Origin of the sequence: Janthinobacterium kochi, assembly GCF_051380715.1 — a bacterium.
GTDB lineage: Bacteria > Pseudomonadota > Gammaproteobacteria > Burkholderiales > Burkholderiaceae_D > Janthinobacterium.
In genome coordinates, this window is the sequence record NZ_JBNYXO010000015.1 from 1 (window position 1) to 20,257 (window position 20,257).

The window sequence follows — 20,257 nt, forward strand, 5'->3', positions numbered from 1 at the left end:
TAGCAAGTTGGTCCCACCCCTTCCCATCCCGAACAGGACCGTGAAACAACTTTGCGCCGATGATAGTGCTGCAACCAGTGTGAAAGTAGGTTATCGTCAGGCTTGTTATTCGAAAAACCCCCATCGGTGATCCGGTGGGGGTTTTTTTACGTCCGCTGGTTTTAACTGCGCCAGCGATTGCCGGGTTTTTGAAAGGGATATCTTGTCTGCTGTGCATACACTGGAACAATTACTTGCTGGCCAACTGGCTGGCCTGCGCCGTCTGAAGCTGTCCTGCGGCTTGACAGACTTCCCCCGCGAAATCTTCGACCTGGCCGACAGTCTGGAAATCCTCGACCTCTCGGGCAACGCGCTGTCCACGTTGCCCGATGATCTGCCGCGCCTGCACAAGCTGCGCATCATTTTTTGTTCGGATAACCTGTTCACCACTTTGCCAGCCGTGCTTGGTTCCTGTCCTGCGCTGGAAATGATAGCTTTCAAGGCGAACCGGATCCGCCACGTGCCGGCCGCAGCCTTGCCGCCAAGGCTGCGCTGGCTGACCCTGACCGACAATGCCATCGAAGTCTTGCCGGACGAACTAGGCAAATGCCGTGAGTTACAGAAACTTATGTTGGCGGGAAATTGCCTGAGCCACTTGCCCGCGTCCCTGGCCAATTGCCGCCGGCTGGAGCTGGTGCGCATTGCCGCCAACCGTTTTACGGCGTTGCCCGACTGCCTGCTCTCCTTGCCGCGCCTGAGCTGGCTTGCGTACGCGGGCAACCCGTTCACGGAAGTGCGTGAACTGGCAGCCCTGGCCGATGCCGGCGCGGCGGATGTGGCATGGCAGCGCCTGGAATTGGCGCAGCAGCTGGGCGAGGGCGCATCGGGTGTGATATACCGTGCCCGCCTGGATGGGCGCGATGATGTCGCTGTCAAAGTGTTCAAGGGGGCGATGACGAGTGACGGCTTGCCGCGCAGCGAAATGGCCGCCTGTGTCGGCGCGGGTGCGCACGCGGGCCTGATTCCCATCCTTGGGACGCTCGATGGGCATCCGCAACAGGCGATGGGCCTGGTCATGCCGCTCATCGATACTGCCTTCCGCAACCTGGCCGGTCCACCCAGCCTGGTCTCATGCACGCGTGATGTGTATGCCGATGGCACGCGCTTTGACGCGCCGCAAGCGCTGGCGATTGCTCATGGCATCGCCTCGGCCGTGTCCCAGTTGCATGCGCGCGGCATTGTGCATGGCGATTTATATGGCCACAATATCCTGCATGCGGATGGTGGCGCCTGCCTGCTGGGTGATTTTGGCGCGGCGTCCATGTTTGCGCCCGGCACGCCGCAAGGAGACTTGCTGCAGGGCATAGAGGCGCGCGCCTTTGGCGTGCTGCTGGGCGAGTTGATCGCGCATGGTGCAACGCCCTTGCCCCTCTTGCAGGCTTTGCAGCAAGCTTGCCTGCAAGAAGAAGTGTTGCGGCGGCCCAAGTTCGACGTGATCGAACGGGCATTGCTGGCAATGTTCCAGACATAAAAAATGGCGCAGCCTTCGCAGGCTGCGCCATTTTCAGTTCAGGCTGAGAATATTCAGCCCTGGACTTCTTTTTCCGGCAGGGCGATCTGGTTGTCGACGCTGAACTGGTAGTCCTTGAAGACGTGTTCGGCCGTCAGGATCTGGTATTCACCGTTGTCCAGCTTGTGCGTGGTGTCCTTCAGGCGATACGTGTAATGGCCGCAGGTCCAGCAGTTGAAGTTACGCATGTGCGTGCACAGGCAGGTCTTGTCCATCACGACGACGGTTTTTTGCTCGGGATGGGCCGCCACTTCGCGGTTGTACGAGTTGATGTACGCGCAGTTGCCCGTCGCGTCGAGCAGATAGCCATACGATTCGCAGCCTGGACGGATGCCGGCGCCGATGGCTGGCGTGTTCTTCAGCATGCGCATCGGGTAGCCCGTCGGCGAGACGCCATTGACGATGATGTCTTCCTCCGAGGCCTTGTAGTATTCCTGCTTGACCTTGTTTGGCAAGCCGCATTCCTCGGTGACGGTGAAGCGCGTCGCCACTTGCACACCGGCTGCGCCCGCTTCCAGGAAGGAGACGGCATCGCTGCCCGTGAAGATGCCGCCGGCGGCGATCAGCGGGATGTCCAGCTGTTCCGTCTTCAGGTAGGCGAGGATTTCTGCGGTAATCGTGTGCAGGTCGTAATTGGCCCAGTCCATGCCGAAACCCAAGTGGCCGCCGGCCAGTGGGCCTTCGACGATGATGAAGTCGGGCAGGCGGTCCAGCTTGGCGTTCTTGCGCAGGAAAATCTGCAAGGCGCGCACGGACGAGACAATGATGCCCAGCTTGGCATCGCGGAAACGCGGATGGTCGGCGATCAGCGCAAACGAGCCGAAGTGCAGGCCGGCGGACAGGGTGATGCCGTCAATGCCGGCGTCCAGCGCCGCATTCAGGCGCACGCGCAAGGTTTCGCGGGGGCCATTCATGGTCAGCTTTTCCATGCAATTGACGAAGATCAAACCATCGCCTTTTTTCGCTTCCATGGTGCGGCCGATATGCAGGCGCTGTGCTTCTGCCAGGCGGCCCAGGTCGAACTGCACCACGGCCTTGTCGCTGTTATTGATGTTGAACTTGTACAGTTTCGTCTTGTCTTTGACGAAGGTGGTGTCGAAACGACGATCCGACACATCTTCCACCATGGCATCGGAGATATGGCCGATACCGTTCAGCCGGGCCGCTTCCAGGGCCAGCTCCGACGTGGAAATATCCACACCCATTCCGCCTATCATGATGGGCACATATTCTTTTTTGCCAAATCGCAGGCGGAAATCATCAACACGTTTCATTGCTATCCTTAGACTACCGTGGTTATCACTGAGCCAGATGTACGGTCAAGCCCGCCGCCGGTCAGGCGCGCGGGCGCATGTAGCTGTGCGCAGCTTCAATTCTACCCCAAGCGGGCAGGCTCTCCGGGGCAGCTTGCCACCATGTCGGTGCAAGCGCGTGCCGGAGCGCGTGCTTCATCGAAATTAATCGCGGAAATTGTTAAATTCCAGCGGCATGTCAGGCACGTCCTTGCGCAGCATGGTCATGGCCGCCTGCAGGTCGTCGCGCTTGGCGCCCGTGACGCGCACGGCTTCGCCCTGGATGCTCGCTTGTACTTTCATCTTGCTGTCCTTGATGACGCGCACGATTTTCTTGGCATCATCCGATTCGATGCCATTCTTGATCTTGATGATCTGCTTGACCTTGTCGCCGCCGATTTTCTTGATGTCACCTTCGTCGAGGAAGCGCACATCGACCTTGCGTTTGGTCAATTTGTTCGTCAGTACGTCGCGCACCTGACTGAGCTGGAATTCCGAGTCCGCAAACGCGGTCAATTCGTTTTCCTTGTGTTCGACGCGGGCATCGCTGCCCTTGAAGTCGAAGCGGGTCGTGATTTCCTTGTTGGATTGCTCGACTGCATTCTTGACTTCGATCATATCGGCTTCGGAGACTACATCAAATGACGGCATGGTCTGTTCCTTTCGTGTTAGAGCGAACGCGCTCGTAGCGCGCCGGGCGCGCGCATTCTTTGCAAAATGGCACAGCCTCGTTAAAGATGCGACATTTTAACGGACAACGGACGGCCTGCCCTTGTCTTGCGCTGGTTTTTTGTCGGTTTCACTCTATAATCGAGCAAAATAATCGCTATCCCTTGTCTGCAGAGCTCACCATCGAACACAATTACTCCCTCCAGCGCCTGAATACCTTCGGCATCACGGCCAACGCGGCCGCCTACGTACGCATCACTTCGCAAGCCGAATTGCAGGCCGCGCTGCAGGATCCGGCCTTGTCTGCCATGCCGCGCCTGATATTGGGCGGCGGCAGCAACATCGTCCTGACGGGCGACTTTCCCGGCGCGGTGCTGCACATGGCCACGCGCGGCATGCGCCTGGCGCAGGCCGATTTCGACACCATCCTCGTCACGGCCGCCGCCGGTGAAAATTGGCACGACTTCGTGCAGTGGACCCTGGCGCAAGGCGTGGGCGGACTGGAAAACCTGTCGCTGATCCCCGGTACGGTAGGCGCGGCGCCTATCCAGAATATTGGCGCGTATGGCGTTGAAATCAAGGACTATCTGCATAGCGTCAGCGTCATGCACAGCGCCAGCGGCATCGTCTTCGACATGAATCGCGATGCTTGCCGTTTCGCTTACCGCGACAGTATCTTCAAGCAGGCAGACGGACGCGAGCTGATCGTGCTGGAAGTGACGTTTGCCTTGCCTGCCGAGTGGCAGCCGAACTTGCGCTATGCGGAACTGGCGCAGGCCGTGGCCGAGCGAAATCTTGCCGAGCCGACGCCGCAACAGGTGGCCGACACGGTGATGGCAATACGCCGGCGTAAATTGCCCGACCCGGCCGTGATTGGCAATGCGGGTAGTTTCTTCAAGAATCCCGTGGTGTCACGCGAGCAATGTCTTGCCTTGCTGGAACGTTTCCCCACCTTGGTGCACCATGCGCAAGCCGATGGCACGGAAAAGCTGGCAGCCGGCTGGCTGATCGATCAGTGTGGCTGGAAGGGAAAAAACCTGGGGCCCGCGGGAGTGTATCCCAAGCAGGCGCTGGTTCTGGTGAATAATGGCGGCGCTCGTGGCGCGGACATTACCCGGCTGGCGGCAGCGATACAGGATGACGTAGAGGCGAAATATGGCGTGCGCCTGTCGCCGGAGCCTGTGTTTGTCTGATTAGCCGAAGTGGCAGACGTAATCCAGCGTTTCCACCGTCTCGATATCAAAATGGCTATTGCCCGGTACCTTGAATTCCTGGCCCGCGGCATAGCTGTTCCATTCCGTCGCGTCGGCCAGGCGTACCTTGCACAGGCCTCCGACGATTTCCATCGTTTCCGGCGCGCCCGTGTTGAAGCGCAGGGATGAGGGGAAAATCACGCCCACGCTTTTCTTCGTGCCATCGGCCAGGATGATGTTGTGCGAGACGCATTTGCCGTCAAAGTAGATATTCGACTTCTTGACGACGCTGACATTGTCCAGTTGTGTGCTCATGCTTCACTTTCCTTCAGTTAAAAATCAGTCCTCGACGTCATCAGCGCTCAGCACGCTGTTGCGTCCGCCGCGCTTGGCCGCATACAGGGCTTGGTCGGCGCAGTTGATCAGTTGCTCGACCGTCGAGTCCGGCGACGGCACGATGGTGGCCACGCCGATCGAGATGGTGACGATGCCTGTGCTTGCCGCCGGGTTCTCGATCTGCAAGCCCTCCAGGTGGCGCCGGCACGCTTCGGCAATCAGCAAGGCCCCTGCAGCCTCCGTTTCGGGCAGGATCAGGGCGAATTCCTCACCCCCATAGCGGGCCGCCAGGTCGGCCGGACGCTTCAAATGTTCCGTCAGCACGGCGGCGACTTTTTTGAGGCACAGGTCACCCGCCAGGTGGCCAAAATGATCGTTATAGTTTTTGAAATGGTCGATATCGCAGAACAGCAGGCTCAACGGCATCTTGTCGCGCTGGCCCCGCTGCCATTCGAATTGCAGGGTTTCATCGAAGCGGCGGCGGTTGGCGATGCCCGTCAAGCCATCGAGGGCGGCCAATTTCTGCAATTCAATGTTTGCGTCGGCCAGATTTTTTTGGCTTTCGCGCAGGAAACGAAATGCCTGGTCGCGCTGCAGGCGGCTGATATGGGCCGCCGAATGGTAGCGTATGCGCGCCAGCAGCTCCAGGCGGTCTGGCAGTTTCACCACATAATCGTTGGCGCCGACCGCAAAGCTGTGGGCTTTCAGTTTCGGGTCATCCTTGGCCGACAGCACAATGACGGGCACATGCGCCAGGGCCGCGTTTTCGCGGTACAGTTGGATCAGCGCGAAGCCGTCGATGCTCGGCAGCACCAGGTCTTGCAGGATGACGGTCGGTTGCAAGCGCAACGCCATGTCCAGCGCCTGCGTGGCGTCGGTCACGTAATGAAACTCGATATCCTGCTGGTCGCTCAGCATGCGCCGGATTGCCTCAGCAATGATCAACTGGTCGTCCACCAGCAGCACGCTGACCTTGAATTCGGTCAATGCGGGCTCATGCAGGGTGAAACTGGAGGAAAATTCTGGCATTGCATTCTTTTCAGATGTTAGGGGAGGACTCCCACCCATTATTGATTTTTGCGCCCAGGCGGTTGCGCAGGCTGGCGCCTATTCTATCCAATGGCAGGATTTGCTGCGCCGCATCGAGTTCGGCCGCCGCGCGCGGCATGCCATACACGGCACTGCTGGCCTGGTCTTGCGCGATGGTCGTCTTGCCCGCGCGGCGCATGGCCAGCAAGCCGTCGCCGCCATCGCGGCCCATGCCTGTGAGCAACACGCCGATGGCATCGCCGCGCCAGTGCTGTGCCACGCAATGAAAGAAGACATCGACGGAAGGACGGTAAACATAGTCGCGCGGTGCTGCATCGTAACCCAAACGATAATTTTGATCTAGCAGCAGGTGATCATTGGTCTTGGCGACCAGCACGCTGCCTGCCACCAGTTCGTCGCCCTCGGCAATCACGCGCACCGGCATGTCCAATTGATCGTCCAGCCATTTCGCAAAATGCGAGGCGAAGGTTTCATCGATATGCTGCACCACCACGATGGCGCAGCCGGGCGGCGCGGTCCAGCCGGACAGCACCTTGGCTACCGCTGACGGTCCGCCCGTCGATGCGCCGATGGCCACCAGGGTCGATACCTGGGCGTCGCCCCGTTCGCTGCCATTGCCGTTCGCCTGGCGCGGCGACGGCGCTTCGGCGCTGTGGCGTATCAGCTTGCCGATGGTCTTGATCTTGGCCAGCAGTTCGCTGTCGCCGCCCACTTCCCCTTGCAGCACGGGCGTGGCCGTGACGTCGAGCGCGCCCGCGCCCAGCGCGCGAAAAACCTGGTTGACATTGTCTTGCGGGCGTCCCGTGACCACCAGGATGGCACACGGGCTTTGCTCCATGATCAGGCGCGTTGCCTCGACGCCATCCATCTCCGGCATGTTCAGATCCATCAGGATCAGGTCAGGGCGGTTGCCCTCGCACATGCGCACCGCTTCGAGTCCCGTGCGGGCGATCCATAGCACATGGTGTTCCTGCGTGCTGGCGACCACCCGGCGCAGGGCCTCGGCGGCCATGGGGACATCGTTGGCAATGGCAATTTTCATGAATGACAACTCATAAGCGGGCATCTCCTATCAGGTCCGCCACCGCGTCGAGCAAGGTCTCGTCGTGGAAGCTGCCTTTGGTCAGATAATAGTCGGCGCCGGCGGACAGGCCGCGCGCGCGGTCTTCCGGGCGGTCCTTGTACGAGACGATCATCACCGGCAGCTTGTGCAAGTGCAGGTCCTTCTTGATCAGCGAGACCAGTTCGATGCCATCCATGCGCGGCATGTCCACGTCGGTGATCACCAGGTCGTACTCGCCGCTGCGCACCACGTTCCAGCCGTCGATGCCGTCGATGGCCACGTCGACTTCGAAGCCGCGCGCCAGCAGCAGCTTGCGCTCCATTTCGCGCACCGTCAGCGAATCGTCAACGACGAGGATGCGCTTGGCGCGGCGCTGCTGCGCGTGGCCCGCCTGCGCCAGCTGGTGCAGGCCGCCCTCGTGCAGCAGCTTGTCGATCGACAGCAGCAAATCGGGCACGTCGAGGATCAGTACCGGCTCGCCATCATCGAGCAGGGCGGCGGCGGAAATGTCGCGCATCTTGCCGAAAATCGGATCGATGGCCTGCACCGCCAGGCTTTGCTCGCCACGGATGGCGTCGACCACCAGCGCATAGCTTTGCTTGCCGCGCCCGATCACCACCACCGGCAAATCCTCGGCGCTGCTGGGCGTTTCACCCAGCTCCAGCACCTGCGCCGCCGACACCAGGCCCAGATGCTCGCCCTTGAGTTCAAAGAACTGCTTGTTTTCCAGCGTATGGATGGCCGCTTGCGGCACGCGCACCACGCTTTCCACCTTGACGATGGGGATGGCGTAGGCTTCGCCCTGCACGTCGATCACCAGCGCGCGCACGATCGATTGTGTCAGCGGCAGGGTAATCAGGGCGCGGAAACCGCGGCCCGGCTCCGATTCGAGGCGCACCGTGCCGTTTTGCTGGCGTATCGTCTCGTGCACGATATCGAGGCCCACGCCGCGTCCGGACAGCTGGTTGGCCGTCGCTTTCAGGCTGAAGGCGGGCAGGAACAGGAATTCCAGCAGCTCGCCCGGCGACAGCGCGGCGGCCATGGCGGGGCCGGCCATCTTGCGCTCGATGACGGACTGGCGGATTTTTTCCAGGTCGACGCCGCGCCCGTCGTCGCTGATCTCGATGCTCAGCATGCCGGCGCGGTGGCGCGCTTCCATGCGTATCGTGCCCATTGCTTCCTTGCCCGCTTCGATGCGCTCGTACGGGCCTTCCATGCCATGGTCGATGGCGTTCCTCAGCATGTGGTTCAGCGGGCTTTCGATCTTCGCCAGAATGTCGCGGTCGACCAGGGTATCTTCGCCGTCGATTTCCAGCTGCACTTCCTTGCCCAGGCTGCGCGCCAGGTCGCGCACCATGCGGGGAAACGCGTGGATGCCGTCGCGGAAAGGGCGCATGCGCAGGGCCAGCACTTCGTCGACCATGCCCTGCGAGACGGCCAGCAAGCGCCGTTCATAGGTTTCGATGTCGGCGATGTGCTCGAGCATGAACTGCTTCAGGGGCTGCGTCTTTTGCAGCGCCAGCAGGGATTTTTCCATCAGGCCCGGGTCGCCCGAGCGGGCAATGGCGACGTGCAGGTGTTCGATGGCGGAAAACAGGCTGCTCTGGTTGCGCTTGAAGCGCTGCAGGGTGCCGATGAGCGGGTGCATCTGGTGCGCATTGATGCGCGATTCGCTGGCCAGCGACAGCAGCTTGTCGAAGTTCTGCGCCGCTGCCTTGGCAGGTACAGCACCCGTACGCGGCGCAGGCGCGGCCGCCGACTCTAACTCCTCGCCCGCCAGGCCGCTGACCACTGGCGCCTGTGGCTCGGCCGCTTCCGCCGGCGCGGCTGCCGGCGCAGGCATGGGTGCTGGCGCCGAAGGCAGGGCGGGCAATTCGGGCAGGTTGGCGATGCCGGCGATGGCGTGCAGGGTCTGCTCGATCTGCGCCGCATTCGCGGCCAGCCACGCTTCGGCGCCCGCGTCGTCCAGGCGCGACAGTTGCACGATCAGGTCGACGCCCGACAGCAGCACGTCGACCCGCTCCGGCGTGAGTTTCAAGCGGCCATGCTGGGCGGCGACAAAGCTGTCTTCCATGCCGTGCGCCAGCTGCACCACCACTTGCAGGCCGACGATGGCGGCGGCGCCCTTGATCGAATGCGCCGCGCGCATCATTGCTTCGACGGCGGCCGCGTCGCCCGCATGGCGCTCCATGGCCAGCAAGCCATCGGTGAGAATCTGGGTCTGGCTGTCTGCCTCCATGCGGAACAGGTCCAGCATGGAAAAGGCACTCAGGTCGCCGTGCTGGTCCTGGCTCATCGTAGTAGTCTCGCAAGTTGAAAGCCGATCAGCGCCGTGTCCAGGCAGCCGATGCGCATGTCGCCCTCGGTGATGACGCCCGACAGAAAGCGTGACAGGCCCTTGTTGATGGTGGCCGCCGGCGTTTGCAGGCTGCCCGACGCATAGCGCACGATGCCGTGCAGGTCGGCCACGGGCAGGGCGTAGGCTTGCTCTTCCCAGCGCATCAGCAGCAGGCGCGCAAAGGTGTGGCGGCCGCGGGCCGCTGGCGCGTCCTGTTCGTCGATGCCCAGCAAACTGGCCAGCGACATGCATGGATACAGCTTGCCGCCGATATTCACGATGCCCGCCAGGCCGCGCCCGCTGCGGTGCGGCAGCACGTGCGGCCTGGCCTGCGGCGCGACGCAGTCGAACACGCGCGTGGGCAGCGCCAGCCATTCACGGCCGATGCGGAACGCCAGCGCCGAGCTGTCGCGCACTTCACCGCCTGCATCGATCTGGCGGAAGTGGCTGGCCCAGTCGCGCTGGTAGTGTTCGTCCACGGGACGTTGCAGGTTGCGCTGGGCGGCGCCCGCATACACGTCGCAGTTACGGCAATGCACGTTGGCTGGCAGCTTGGGGCAGCTCTGGTCGCCGACCACGCCGATATGGTTCCAGCAGTCGTTGATGGTGGCGGGGGACTCGGTGGCGATGAGGTTTGTCATGCGTACCCCTTAGTTGGACGCCTGGCGGCGCTGGTAGATGCGCGCCGCGCGCGCCTTCAGGGTGGCGGCGGCCGTGTGATTGCCATTACGTTCGGCCAGCAGGGACAGGTGGCACAGCGCCTCGTAATGGTCCGGCTGCAAATAGATGCAGCGGCGCCAGTAATCGTCGGCCAGGTCCATCTTGCCGGCCAGTTCATTGATCATGCCCAGCATGAAATACGCTTCCGCCGCCTCGGGCACGCGGGCCAGGTGGTCATGGCATTTTTCGCCGGCCTCGCGCAACTGGCCACGGTCGGCCAACAGGCGCGCCTCGGCCAGCAAGTCGGCCTGCGCCGCTTGCGCGGCCGGCGGGGGCGATGGCACGGGCAAGGGACGCGTGCGCGAGGCCGCCGGCGCAATGGGAGCGGCTGGAGCGGCAGCGCGCCTTGGCGCGGGCGGCACGCTGCGCAGCGTGCGCACGGCCGGCAGCGACGCTACTTGCACGGCGCTGGCCGCCGCCGCCGTTGCCTTCTTCAGGGCGAAGGCCTGGCGGAACTGCAGCGGCGCAAAGCCGTTCTGGCAGAACGAGGGCACTTCCGCATAGCCGGCCAGCAGCATGCCGTCGTCGGCCAGCAGGGCGGACAGGTTATGGATGGCCGCGCGCGTGGTCGGCTTGTCGAAGTAAATCAGCAGGTTGCGGCAAAAGATGACGTCGTAGTGGCGGCTGTAGGTGGCGGTATCGAACTGCAGCAAATTGCCCTGCCTGAAGGTCACCTGTTCGCGCAAGGCGTCGATGATGCGGTATGCGTCCTCGGCCACGTGCGTGAAATAGCGTTCGCGAAAGGCCACGTCCTGCGCGCGGAAGGCGTTGCGGCCATAGATGCCGGCCTGCGCCCGCTCGATGCAGCCGGGGCTGAGGTCATACGCGTCGATGCTGAAGGCCTGCTTCGGCACGCCGCCGTCGCGCAGCGCCATGGCCATCGAATACGGTTCCTCGCCGCCCGCGCACGGGATCGACAGGATGCGCGTGGCGCGCCCCCGTGCCCAGCGTTCCTGCACCAGTTCGACGGTGGCGTAAAACGCCTGCGGATCGCGGAACAGCCACGATTCCGGCACCACCACCAGTTCTATCAGTTGCGTCATTTCGACCGGCGTGAGCGCCTGCAGATAGGCTGCACTATCGGTAAATCCCGTCTGCTCCATGCGCTGGCCGACGGCCCGCTCGGCCACGGATTTGGAGACGGACAGGCCGGTCGCGCGGCGCAGCAGGGTTTGTGCCGTCATGCCGCGCTCGCGTCTTGAAACAGCAGCGCGCGCACGTCGGGCGCCAGCAGGTGTTCCAGTTCGACCAGCTGCACGATGCCGTCGGCGTCGCTGGCCACCTGGCCCAGGAAGGGCGCCGTCGCCACGCCGCTGTCTTCAAGCTGCTGCGGGTCGATGTCGGCGATGCCGCGCACCTGCGAGGCCATCAAGCCCAGCGCATGCGTGGCGCCGCCAGGCGCGCGGTAGTCGACGATGACGATGCGCGTGTCGAACTGCGCGGCGGCGGCCGGCAGCCCGGCCAGGCGCGACAGATCGATCACGGGCACGGGCGTGCCGTGCAAGTCCATCAAGCCGGCCACATAGTCTGGCGTGAGCGGCAACTGCTTCAGTTCCAGCAGCGGCAGCACCCGCACGATGCCGGCCAAGGGCAGGCCATAGCGGTCGCGTCCGATGTGAAAGAGCAGTACTTTCATAAGATCAGATGGTGACGGCGAAGGTCGAGACGCTCGACTGCAGGTCGCCCGCCGCATATTGCAGCTGGTGCACCGCTTCGCTGGTGGCCTTCAATGATTCCACCGTTTGCTGCGTGGCGTCGTTGAGCTGCATCATGGTGTCGGAAATCTGCGACGCGCCTATCGCTTGCGACTGCATGCCTTGCAGCACGGCGTCAAATTGCGGCGTGAGCTTTTGCACCTGGTCCATCACGGACGACAGCTGTTCGGCCACTTGCCGCACTTCGCCCACGCTGCGGCGAATTTCTTCCGAGAATTTATCCATGCCCATCACGCTGGCGGAGACGGCCGATTGCATTTCCTTCAGCATTTGCTCGATATCCCAGGTGGAGACGGACGTCTGGTCGGCCAGGCGGCGGATTTCCGTGGCCACCACGGAAAAGCCGCGGCCTGCCTCGCCCGCCTTTTCCGCCTCGATGGCGGCGTTCAGCGAGAGGATATTGGTCTGGTCGGCCACCTTCGTGATGGTGATCAGCACGCTATTGATATTGCTGGCCTTTTCCGACAGGGCCGCCAGCTTGGCGTTGATGGAATCGGTGGCCGAGACCATGTGCTGCATGGTTGTATCCATGCGCTTGAGGTTGTTTTGCGCTTCGGCCGTGGCATTCGTCGTGTAGTCGGCCACGGCAGTGGCGTCTTCCATGGTTTTGAGCAACTGGCTCGTGTTGGCCGAGATTTCCTTGGTGGTGCTGAGAATTTCCACGCTGGTTTGCGCTTGCTCAATGCCCGTGGCTTCCTGCTGGCGCGCCGAGGCGGCGATTTCCGTGGCGGAGGTTGTCACCTGGATGCCGGCTTTTTGCACATTGTTGAGCAGACTACGCAGGTTTTCGAACATCTTCGCCAGGCCGTTGCCCAGCTGGCCGATGGCGTCGCTGCCCGTGATGCCGACCTTGCCCGTCAGGTCGCCCGAGGCCGCCTTCGACACCACTTCCAGCAGCGAATCGACCTTGGCGCGCAAACTATTCGTGGCGGCCAGTTCATTGGCCTGGTTGTCCTGGATGGTTTGCGCCATGCGGTTGAATTCTTCCGTCACCTTGCCCAGCTCGTCGCGCGAGAGGATGGCGGCGCGCGCGTTCTGCTCGCCGCCGGCGATGCGCCCGACGGCATCCGTCAGGTTGTTCAGCGGCCCGAGAATGGAACGCCCCAACAGGTAGGAAATGCCCAGCGCCAGCACCACGCACAGCAAGCCGCCCAGGGCCAGGGTCAGCAACATGGTTTCCTGCAATTTTGTCGTGGTGGCCGTGCGTTCGGCCAGCAAGCGGGACTCTTCGGCAGCGACTTCGTCGAGCAGCTTGTTGGCTTGCGCGATGGCCGGGTAGCCGCCGGGCGGCATGGTGCGCGCCACCGATTCCGTGGCCCCTGGTGCATTGCCCAGCGCGCGGCGCTTCTCGATCAGGGGATTGATCCACTCCTTGACCCAGGTGCTGGTTAGCACGTGGATCTTGCGGAAGCGTTCCGACTGCTGCTTGTTGTCGCCCGTCATGCTGATGGCTTTTTGCGTGTGCTGCGTCAGCACCGCCATCTCGTCCGTTTCCGGGTTCAGCGAGGCTTCGTTGCCGGTCAGGATGAAACCGCGCACTTCCACCTGGATTTGCAGGATGGAATTGTGAATCTTGTCGATCTCGACCAGCACTTCCATCGTGTGGCGGTCCCATGTATTAGCTTCCGACAGGCGCGAAAAGCTGTTGTAGGCGACGCCCAGCAAGATCAGGATGATGGCCACGATGGAGCCGAAGCCCAGGTACAGTTTATTCTTGATACTCAGGTCTTTGAACATGGTGGCTCCGGAAGCGGGAATTTTTCGACTAAGAGCGCCTAACAGAACCGTAGCGAGCGGCAGTGAGTTGCGGCTGAGAAGCGCAGCTGTGCTAATGCACAGTGAGCATCGGAGGCCGCAAATCGCGACGCGCAGTAGGTTATGTTAGGTGCTCTAAATTGCACTGTAGCATTTTGCCACGGGGGACAGCAAAACGGGGGGGATACGGGAGCTGCAGGGGCCTAAATCGTGGACCAGTGCGTTTCAGACGTAAAAAAGCCGCCCGTGGGCGGCTTGGGCTGGCGCGGGAGGCAATGCCTCCCGGCAGCTAAGTAATGCTCAGGAAAATATTGTGAATTTATAACGAACAGAACCGGATGCTATGCAAGGCGCCCGCTGCGACGCAGTGCGAGCACTGCTAGCAGTGGGCAACGCCGCAGAGCGCCGGTTATGGAAGTTAGAAATCACAATAATTTATTGGGGGTTACTTATTTACTTCTGGCCGCGCTTTTCGCGGGCGATGGCGGCGATACGCATGCGCAAGGCGTTCAGCTTGATGAAGCCGCCGGCGTCGGCCTGGTTGTAGGCGCCACCGTCTTCGTCAAAGGTGGCGATGTTCATGTCGAACAGCGAGTCCGTCTTCGAATCGCGCGAGACGACGATGACATTGCCTTTGTACAGCTTGATGCGTACCCAGCCGTTCACGGTTTCCTGCGTATGATCGATCAGGGTTTGCAGGGCGACGCGCTCGGGCGCCCACCAGTAGCCGTTGTAGATCATCGACGCGTAGCGCGGCATCAGGTCATCTTTCAGGTGGGCCACTTCGCGGTCCAGGGTGATCGATTCGATGGCGCGGTGGGCTTTCAACATGATGGTGCCGCCCGGAGTTTCATAGCAGCCGCGCGATTTCATGCCGACGTAGCGGTTTTCCACCAGGTCCAGGCGTCCCACGCCATGCTTGCCGCCCACCTTGTTCAGTTCGGCCAGCACGGTGGCGGGCGACATGCGCACGCCGTTGATGGCGACGATATCGCCCTTTTCGTATTCGATGTCCAGGTACTCGGCTTCGTCCGGCGCCTTTTCAGGGCTGACGGTCCAGCGCCACATGCTTTCTTCGGCTTCCGCACTGGGGTTTTCCAGGTGGCGGCCTTCAAAGCTGATGTGCAGCAAGTTGGCGTCCATCGAGTACGGCGCGCCGCCGTTCTTGTGCTTCATGTCGATGTCGATGCCGGCGTCTTCCGCGTATTTCAGCAGTTTTTCGCGCGACAGCAGATCCCACTCGCGCCATGGGGCGATGATTTTCACGCCAGGTTTGAGCGCGTAGGCGCCCAGTTCGAAACGCACCTGGTCATTGCCTTTGCCGGTCGCGCCGTGCGAGATGGCATCGGCGCCCGTGGCGTTGGCGATTTCGATCAGGCGCTTGGCGATCAGCGGACGGGCGATCGAGGTGCCCAGCAAGTATTCGCCTTCATACACGGTGTTGGCGCGGAACATCGGGAAGACGAAATCGCGCACGAATTCTTCGCGGACGTCTTCGATATGGATGTTTTCCGGCTTGATGCCGAATTTGATGGCCTTGGCGCGCGCCGGTTCCAGTTCTTCGCCCTGGCCCAGGTCGGCCGTGAAGGTGACGATTTCGCACTGGTAGTTATCTTGCAGCCATTTCAGGATGACGGAGGTGTCGAGTCCGCCGGAATAGGCCAGGACTACTTTTTTAATGTCGCTCATATTGCTTCCAGTTGTCGTTGTCGATGTATGTGTTGCGATGCTGCCGGGAGTTCTGCAGTTCCAGGCGAATTATTGGATTTTACCCAGTAACAGGTATTCAATCAGCGCTTTTTGCACGTGCAAACGGTTTTCCGCTTCGTCCCACACCACCGATTGCGGGCCGTCGATCACTTCGGCGGCCACTTCCTCACCGCGGTGGGCGGGCAGGCAGTGCATGAACAGCGCGTCGGGCGCGGCGCGGGCCATCTTCGCGCCATCGACGATCCAGCCATCGAAGGCGGCAATGCGAGCCGCGTTTTCCGCTTCGTAGCCCATGCTGGTCCACACGTCCGTGTTGACCAGGTGCGCGCCTTCACAGGCGTCCGACGGGTTGGCGAAGAAGGTATAGCGCTCGGTATTGACTTGCGACAGGTCGATGTCGTAGCCCTGCGGCGTCGACACGTTGACGTGGAAACCGAACACTTCTGCCGCCTGCAGCCACGAGTACAGCATGTTGTTGGCGTCGCCGATCCAGGCGACGACCTTGCCGGCGATCGAGCCGCGGTGTTCGATGTAGGTGAAGATGTCGGCAAACACCTGGCACGGATGGTGTTCATTGGTCAGTCCATTGATCACCGGCACGCGCGAATTGGCGGCGAAACGCTCGATGATTTCCTGGCCGAAGGTGCGCACCATGATGATGTCGCACATGCGCGACATGACCTGACCCGCATCTTCCACCGGTTCGCCGCGGCCCAATTGGGAATCGCGCGTGTTCAGGTAGATGGCGGCGCCGCCCAGTTGGTGCATGCCGGCTTCGAACGACAATCGCGTGCGGGTGGAATTCTTTTCAAAGACCATCACCAGGGTGCGGTCGATCAGTGGATGGTAGATTTCGTAATTCTTGAACTTGCGCTTGATCAGATGGGCGCGTTCGATCACATATTCATACTCTTCCAACGTGAAATCGGAGAACTGGAGGTAGTGCTTGATCGGTTTTTTTGTCGACATAATGACCACTTGAAGATGCGCAGGCCGCCGGCGGCGTGCCTTTCCCGCCGGGTTGCATCAGCGTACAACATCTCGTCTGATGACTGCCTCGCCCGGCGCGCTGCTGTGTTGATCGGTGCCCATGCCTGTTTGTCGCACGGGTCGATGCGGTTTGCCAAGTTGTAAATCATGCAATGGCAGGGACTTCAGCTATTCAATTATAAGGGTTTTGCTTTTAGATTGGAAAGACTGGCCGGACGGCTACTTGTGTAGACAAGTGGCCGCGTCCAGCCAGGGTCTTGCCGGCTCAATAGATGTTGGCCGGGGTGGCTGCATCGATCTGCGGCGCCACCAGCGGCAGATCGAGCGTGAAACGCGTGCCGGCGGGGCTGCTGGCCACCTGGATGGTGCCGCCCAGCAGGGCCGTGACGATGTTGTAGCTGATCGATAGCCCCAGACCGCTGCCACCCTGGCCCAGCTTGGTGGTAAAGAAAGGGTCGAAAATGCGCGACAAATGCTGTTCGGCGATGCCGCCGCCATTGTCGGCGAAGACGACCTGCACGCGCGCGGCGTCCGCCGTGGCGGACAGGCGCATGCAGCCCGTGCCGGCACTGCCATTATTGGGTGCGGGGGCAAACGCGTGCAGCAGGGCGTTGTTGATCAGATTGGTGATCACCTGGCCGAACGGGCCCGGATAGCTATCCATGGCGATGCCGAAATCGATTTCCACTTCGATGCGGTGGCCCGAACTGCGGATGCTGTTCATGACGGTGGCGATGATTTCATTGCTTACCTGTTGCAAGTCAAACTGGCGCCGCTGTTCGGTGGTGCGGTCGACGGCCACCTGCTTGAAGCTGTTGACCAGGTCGGCCGCGCTGCGCAGGCCGCGCATCACCAGTGCCGACGCCTTGCCCGCATCGTCGAGGAAGGTTGCCAGGTCGGAGCGGCGCAGTCCGGGACCGTTCATCAGGCGCTCCATATCTTCCGTCTTTTGCTGCATGGTGCTGGCAATCAATAAACTGTTGCCGATGGGGGTATTGAGTTCATGCGCCACACCCGCCATCAGCGAACCGAGGGCGGCCAGTTTTTCCTGGGATACCAATTGTGCCTGGGCATCTTGCAATTGCCGGTAGGCGCTCGCATTGTCGAGCGCGATGGCGCCATACGCGCACAGGGTGCGGAAGATCAGCCGCTCGCGTTCGCCGTAGGCATGGGCATGGCAAGCTTGCACCGTCATCACGCCCAGCACGCGCTCGCCGACCATCAGTGGTACGTACAGCACGCTCTGGTTATGCAGGGTGCCCGGCACGGTGTAGGCGTGGCGCTTGGGCGGCACCTGGTCGATATACACTTCGCGCCGGCCCAGCAGGCAGCGCACGGAGTAGGCGCGTGGATTGCTCAGGGGAATGGCGTTGTCGGACAGGGGCCGGCCCGCTTCCATGCCATGCGCGCGGCGCAGCGCCGTGCCTGCCGCATCGAGCATGTAGATGGCGAAGGTGTTGACTGGCAGCAAGGCATGCACGTGGCGGTCGAGCACCTGGAATACGGCGCTGGCGTCCAGGTGGGTGGTGATTTCCTGGCCGATGGCCGACAGCCGTTCCAGGGTGTCGCTGGTTTGCTGCAGCACTTCGGCGCGGCGCGCTTCGGAGGCGGCCAGTTCGCGGTGGTGATAGCCTTCCGAGCGCGCATGTTCCGTCTGGTGGTAGACCTGCATGGCGGTGGCGCGGTTGCTGGCTTGCTGGGTGTGGCTTTTTTCGCGCGCCACGCCCGCATCGAGGGCGATATCGTAGGCGCGCGCATAGTCGCCCGCATGCGCGTATTCGCGCGCCAGCGCATCGAGCAGTTCGCCGGGCGGCACATAGCCTTCGATGGAGGCAGCGACCTGCAGCGCCTGGTGCAGGAAATGCAGGGCCGGATTGCGTTCCTGCATGCCTGCCGGCGGCGGCAGCTCGTGGCGCGCATGCAGCATGGCCAGGACGCGCAGCGCCGCTACCTGGTGCATGGCGTCGCCCTGCGCCGTGGCCAGCTGGCGCGCCCGCTCGGCCGCCTGCAGCGCTTCGTCCGGGCGGTCCAGGTAGGACAGCGCGTGGGCGCTGCCGCGCTGCGCCATGCTGCGGAAATCGGCCTGGCCCAGCGCTTCGGCGCGCTGCGCCAGGCGGCTGAAGGCATCGAGTGCCGTGTCGTAGTCGCCCTTGTCCAGGCTCAGTTCGCCCAGGTGGAACAGCGCATTGGCATAGGTGCGTGCGCCCGCCACGGGGGCCAGGATGTGCAGCGCTTCGCGCAGCAAGTCTTCGGCGGCAGCCTGGCGTCCCAGCTTGCGCATGGTTTCGGCCGTATGCGTCTGGCAGGCGCCGATGCTGCGCGGCCAGCCCGTGGGGCGGGCCAGGTCCAGCGCGCACTGCATCCATTCGAGGGCCGATTCGTTGTCGTTGAGGCTGGCGAAACAGTCGCCGATATTGATGGCGGCCGTGATGGCGCCGCGCAGCTGGCCGCTTTCCAGCGCCGCTTCATAGCTTTGCATGTAGTGGCCGGCGGCCGTGCCCAGGTCGCGTGACGTGTGCGCCAACAAGCCGCGAAAGTCATGCACCCAGGCAGCCAGCGGCGCGTGCAGCTTGCCGCTGGCGCTGTCGACCTGGAAGTGGTTGCCCCAGCGGGCCTGGGCGGCTGGGGCATCGCGCAAGACGGCCCAGCGTGCCACGGCCGCGTCGGCCAGGCTGGCGCGCATCGCATCGCCGGCGCCGCGCGCTTGCTGCGCTGCGGCCAGCAGCTCGGCATCGCAGCGCGCATGGTCGCCGCGGTCGACGGCGATCGAGGACAGCAGCCAGTGGGCGTCGGCGCAGCCGGCGCCGTCGCCGTGCGCGCACAGGAGGGCGTGCGCCGCCAAGGCCAGGCTTTCCGCCGCATCGAGCGAACCTTGCAACCATGCCACCTCCGCCCGCACCAGCTGCAGGCGTGCCTGCGCGATGGCCAATGTCTGCGCCGGCAGGTTTGCCAGGGGCAGCCAGCCCTCCGCTTCGGCCGCATAGTGCAGCGCCTGGGCGCAGTTGCGCTGGCGCAAATGCCAGGCCAGCCGCATCAGCAAGGGCAGGCGCTCCACTGCGGTTAGTGGCCGCAGTGTGTCTTCCCAATGTGCAATGTCATGTTCGAGTGCGAACATTTCCATCCGAAATCTCCCGCAAGGCGATGGTGTTGGCCAGCGGCCAGTGACACCGTATTGGATCGCATTGTAAGCTGCATTCGGATGCAGTTGTTTGGTCGACTCGACAGTATTTTGTTGCGCGCGCCCTTTCAGCCTGCGCAAAGCAGGCGCGGCGACGACCTGCCAGCCGTGTTCCGTGCCGCTTGCGCAGTGCTGCTTGTTTTAGCGGCCGGCGAAGTGTACCGTGCTGGCCGTTTCACCCGCCTTGGTGATTGCGCCCGGAATGTTGTTCAGTCCTGTAATGGCGATGACGTCGCCATCGTTGCGAAATTCGATGCGGGTGCCGCTGGCCGTTTCAAAGACGCCCGGCGCGCGGCCGAACAGCTCTACTTCGGGCTGATCCTTGATCTTCGTGAAATAGCGGTTGACTTGCTGGCGCAGCAGCAAGGTATCGCCCGTGTCGAGCTGGTAGCGATTGCCGTACTGGCTGAATTCCTGTGGTGCCAGTTTATACACCTTGCCGGAGATCTGTACCTTGTCCTGTTCGCCGATCTCCAGCGCGCTGGCGCTGAGGCAAGACAGGCCGAGGACGAGGGCGGCGCTACCGAGGGCGAGGGTACGCGAGAACGATGCTTTCATGATTTCACCTTGTGATCAAAATGCTGGTTGGAGTTAGGCCAATGTTGTCTCCAGCAGGTTCGCTGGCGGGGACAATGCCAAGGTAGCAAGTGGATCGACGCCATGCCACTGCGAAGCGATGAAATGCCGGAATTCGGCGCT

General features: G+C 62.3%; 16 protein-coding genes and 1 rRNA gene. 3 read left to right on the top strand and 14 right to left on the bottom strand.

What is annotated here, in order from left to right:
* A 5S ribosomal RNA gene (rrf, locus tag ACQ4WL_RS23870) occupies positions 1-102 on the top strand; the annotation flags it as partial.
* A gap of 109 nt (positions 103-211) precedes the next feature.
* Entirely contained in the window at positions 212-1,510 is a 1,299-nt protein-coding gene (locus ACQ4WL_RS23875) for a leucine-rich repeat-containing protein kinase family protein (RefSeq protein WP_436512059.1), read from the top strand.
* Positions 1,511-1,563: 53 nt separating this feature from the next.
* On the opposite strand, the gene ACQ4WL_RS23880 is transcribed toward ACQ4WL_RS23875, so the two are convergent.
* Together ACQ4WL_RS23880 and ACQ4WL_RS23885 are read right to left on the bottom strand one after the other, a co-directional pair.
* Positions 1,564-2,823 (bottom strand): nitronate monooxygenase, encoded by a 1,260-nt coding sequence (locus ACQ4WL_RS23880; RefSeq protein WP_436511976.1) that lies wholly within the window; start codon positions 2,821-2,823, stop codon positions 1,564-1,566.
* A 183-nt stretch (positions 2,824-3,006) separates the two neighbouring features.
* Complete coding sequence (locus ACQ4WL_RS23885) at positions 3,007-3,492, bottom strand: YajQ family cyclic di-GMP-binding protein (protein WP_010396032.1); 486 nt, start codon at positions 3,490-3,492, stop codon at positions 3,007-3,009.
* 182 nt (positions 3,493-3,674) lie between these two features.
* Between ACQ4WL_RS23885 and murB the strand changes: the two genes are divergently transcribed.
* On the top strand, positions 3,675-4,703 hold the full coding sequence (gene murB / locus ACQ4WL_RS23890) for a UDP-N-acetylmuramate dehydrogenase (protein WP_436511977.1): 1,029 nt from the start codon (positions 3,675-3,677) through the stop codon (positions 4,701-4,703).
* Here murB and ppnP read toward each other — a convergent pair whose 3' ends face one another.
* From ppnP to ACQ4WL_RS23950, 12 genes are all read right to left on the bottom strand, one after another.
* Positions 4,704-5,018, bottom strand: a complete 315-nt coding sequence (ppnP, locus tag ACQ4WL_RS23895; RefSeq protein ID WP_436511978.1) for a pyrimidine/purine nucleoside phosphorylase — start codon at positions 5,016-5,018, stop codon at positions 4,704-4,706.
* A 24-nt stretch (positions 5,019-5,042) separates the two neighbouring features.
* Positions 5,043-6,068, bottom strand: a complete 1,026-nt coding sequence (locus tag ACQ4WL_RS23900) for a diguanylate cyclase (protein ID WP_436511979.1) — start codon at positions 6,066-6,068, stop codon at positions 5,043-5,045.
* 10 nt (positions 6,069-6,078) lie between these two features.
* Positions 6,079-7,131, bottom strand: coding sequence for a chemotaxis-specific protein-glutamate methyltransferase CheB (cheB, locus tag ACQ4WL_RS23905; RefSeq protein WP_436511980.1), 1,053 nt, complete (start codon positions 7,129-7,131; stop codon positions 6,079-6,081).
* A 10-nt stretch (positions 7,132-7,141) separates the two neighbouring features.
* On the bottom strand, positions 7,142-9,448 hold the full coding sequence (locus ACQ4WL_RS23910; protein WP_436511981.1) for a hybrid sensor histidine kinase/response regulator: 2,307 nt from the start codon (positions 9,446-9,448) through the stop codon (positions 7,142-7,144).
* Entirely contained in the window at positions 9,445-10,131 is a 687-nt protein-coding gene (locus ACQ4WL_RS23915) for a chemotaxis protein CheW (RefSeq protein ID WP_436511982.1), read from the bottom strand. The genes ACQ4WL_RS23910 and ACQ4WL_RS23915 overlap by 4 nt, the downstream gene beginning before the upstream one ends.
* Positions 10,132-10,140: 9 nt before the next feature.
* Entirely contained in the window at positions 10,141-11,394 is a 1,254-nt protein-coding gene (locus tag ACQ4WL_RS23920) for a CheR family methyltransferase (RefSeq protein ID WP_436511983.1), read from the bottom strand.
* Positions 11,391-11,846: a chemotaxis protein CheW gene (locus ACQ4WL_RS23925; RefSeq protein ID WP_436511984.1), complete on the bottom strand. Its 456-nt coding sequence runs from the start codon at positions 11,844-11,846 to the stop codon at positions 11,391-11,393. Before ACQ4WL_RS23925 ends, ACQ4WL_RS23920 begins: the two co-directional genes overlap by 4 nt.
* Positions 11,847-11,850: 4 nt before the next feature.
* Positions 11,851-13,662 (bottom strand): methyl-accepting chemotaxis protein, encoded by a 1,812-nt coding sequence (locus ACQ4WL_RS23930; protein WP_436511985.1) that lies wholly within the window; start codon positions 13,660-13,662, stop codon positions 11,851-11,853.
* A gap of 471 nt (positions 13,663-14,133) precedes the next feature.
* Positions 14,134-15,369: an argininosuccinate synthase gene (locus ACQ4WL_RS23935; protein WP_071078781.1), complete on the bottom strand. Its 1,236-nt coding sequence runs from the start codon at positions 15,367-15,369 to the stop codon at positions 14,134-14,136.
* Between the two features lie 69 nt (positions 15,370-15,438).
* Positions 15,439-16,359, bottom strand: coding sequence for an ornithine carbamoyltransferase (gene argF, locus ACQ4WL_RS23940; protein WP_436511986.1), 921 nt, complete (start codon positions 16,357-16,359; stop codon positions 15,439-15,441).
* A 286-nt stretch (positions 16,360-16,645) separates the two neighbouring features.
* Complete coding sequence (locus ACQ4WL_RS23945) at positions 16,646-19,495, bottom strand: ATP-binding protein (RefSeq protein ID WP_436511987.1); 2,850 nt, start codon at positions 19,493-19,495, stop codon at positions 16,646-16,648.
* Positions 19,496-19,699: 204 nt separating this feature from the next.
* Positions 19,700-20,116 (bottom strand): hypothetical protein, encoded by a 417-nt coding sequence (locus tag ACQ4WL_RS23950; RefSeq protein WP_436511988.1) that lies wholly within the window; start codon positions 20,114-20,116, stop codon positions 19,700-19,702.
* Between the last annotated feature and the right edge of the window lie 141 nt (positions 20,117-20,257).

What these genes read in the sequence shown, in the direction of transcription:
- ACQ4WL_RS23915 (WP_436511982.1), bottom strand. Translation starts at nt 10,131, where the DNA reads ATGACAAACCTCATCGCCACCGAGTCCCCCGCCACCATCAACGACTGC.
- ACQ4WL_RS23945 (WP_436511987.1), bottom strand. Translation starts at nt 19,495, where the DNA reads ATGTTCGCACTCGAACATGACATTGCACATTGGGAAGACACACTGCGG.
- ACQ4WL_RS23900 (WP_436511979.1), bottom strand. Translation starts at nt 6,068, where the DNA reads ATGCCAGAATTTTCCTCCAGTTTCACCCTGCATGAGCCCGCATTGACC.
- ACQ4WL_RS23935 (WP_071078781.1), bottom strand. Translation starts at nt 15,369, where the DNA reads ATGAGCGACATTAAAAAAGTAGTCCTGGCCTATTCCGGCGGACTCGAC.
- ACQ4WL_RS23920 (WP_436511983.1), bottom strand. Translation starts at nt 11,394, where the DNA reads ATGACGGCACAAACCCTGCTGCGCCGCGCGACCGGCCTGTCCGTCTCC.
- ACQ4WL_RS23880 (WP_436511976.1), bottom strand. Translation starts at nt 2,823, where the DNA reads ATGAAACGTGTTGATGATTTCCGCCTGCGATTTGGCAAAAAAGAATAT.
- ppnP (WP_436511978.1), bottom strand. Translation starts at nt 5,018, where the DNA reads ATGAGCACACAACTGGACAATGTCAGCGTCGTCAAGAAGTCGAATATC.
- argF (WP_436511986.1), bottom strand. Translation starts at nt 16,359, where the DNA reads ATGTCGACAAAAAAACCGATCAAGCACTACCTCCAGTTCTCCGATTTC.
- ACQ4WL_RS23885 (WP_010396032.1), bottom strand. Translation starts at nt 3,492, where the DNA reads ATGCCGTCATTTGATGTAGTCTCCGAAGCCGATATGATCGAAGTCAAG.
- ACQ4WL_RS23925 (WP_436511984.1), bottom strand. Translation starts at nt 11,846, where the DNA reads ATGAAAGTACTGCTCTTTCACATCGGACGCGACCGCTATGGCCTGCCC.
- ACQ4WL_RS23910 (WP_436511981.1), bottom strand. Translation starts at nt 9,448, where the DNA reads ATGAGCCAGGACCAGCACGGCGACCTGAGTGCCTTTTCCATGCTGGAC.
- cheB (WP_436511980.1), bottom strand. Translation starts at nt 7,131, where the DNA reads ATGAAAATTGCCATTGCCAACGATGTCCCCATGGCCGCCGAGGCCCTG.
- ACQ4WL_RS23930 (WP_436511985.1), bottom strand. Translation starts at nt 13,662, where the DNA reads ATGTTCAAAGACCTGAGTATCAAGAATAAACTGTACCTGGGCTTCGGC.
- ACQ4WL_RS23950 (WP_436511988.1), bottom strand. Translation starts at nt 20,116, where the DNA reads ATGAAAGCATCGTTCTCGCGTACCCTCGCCCTCGGTAGCGCCGCCCTC.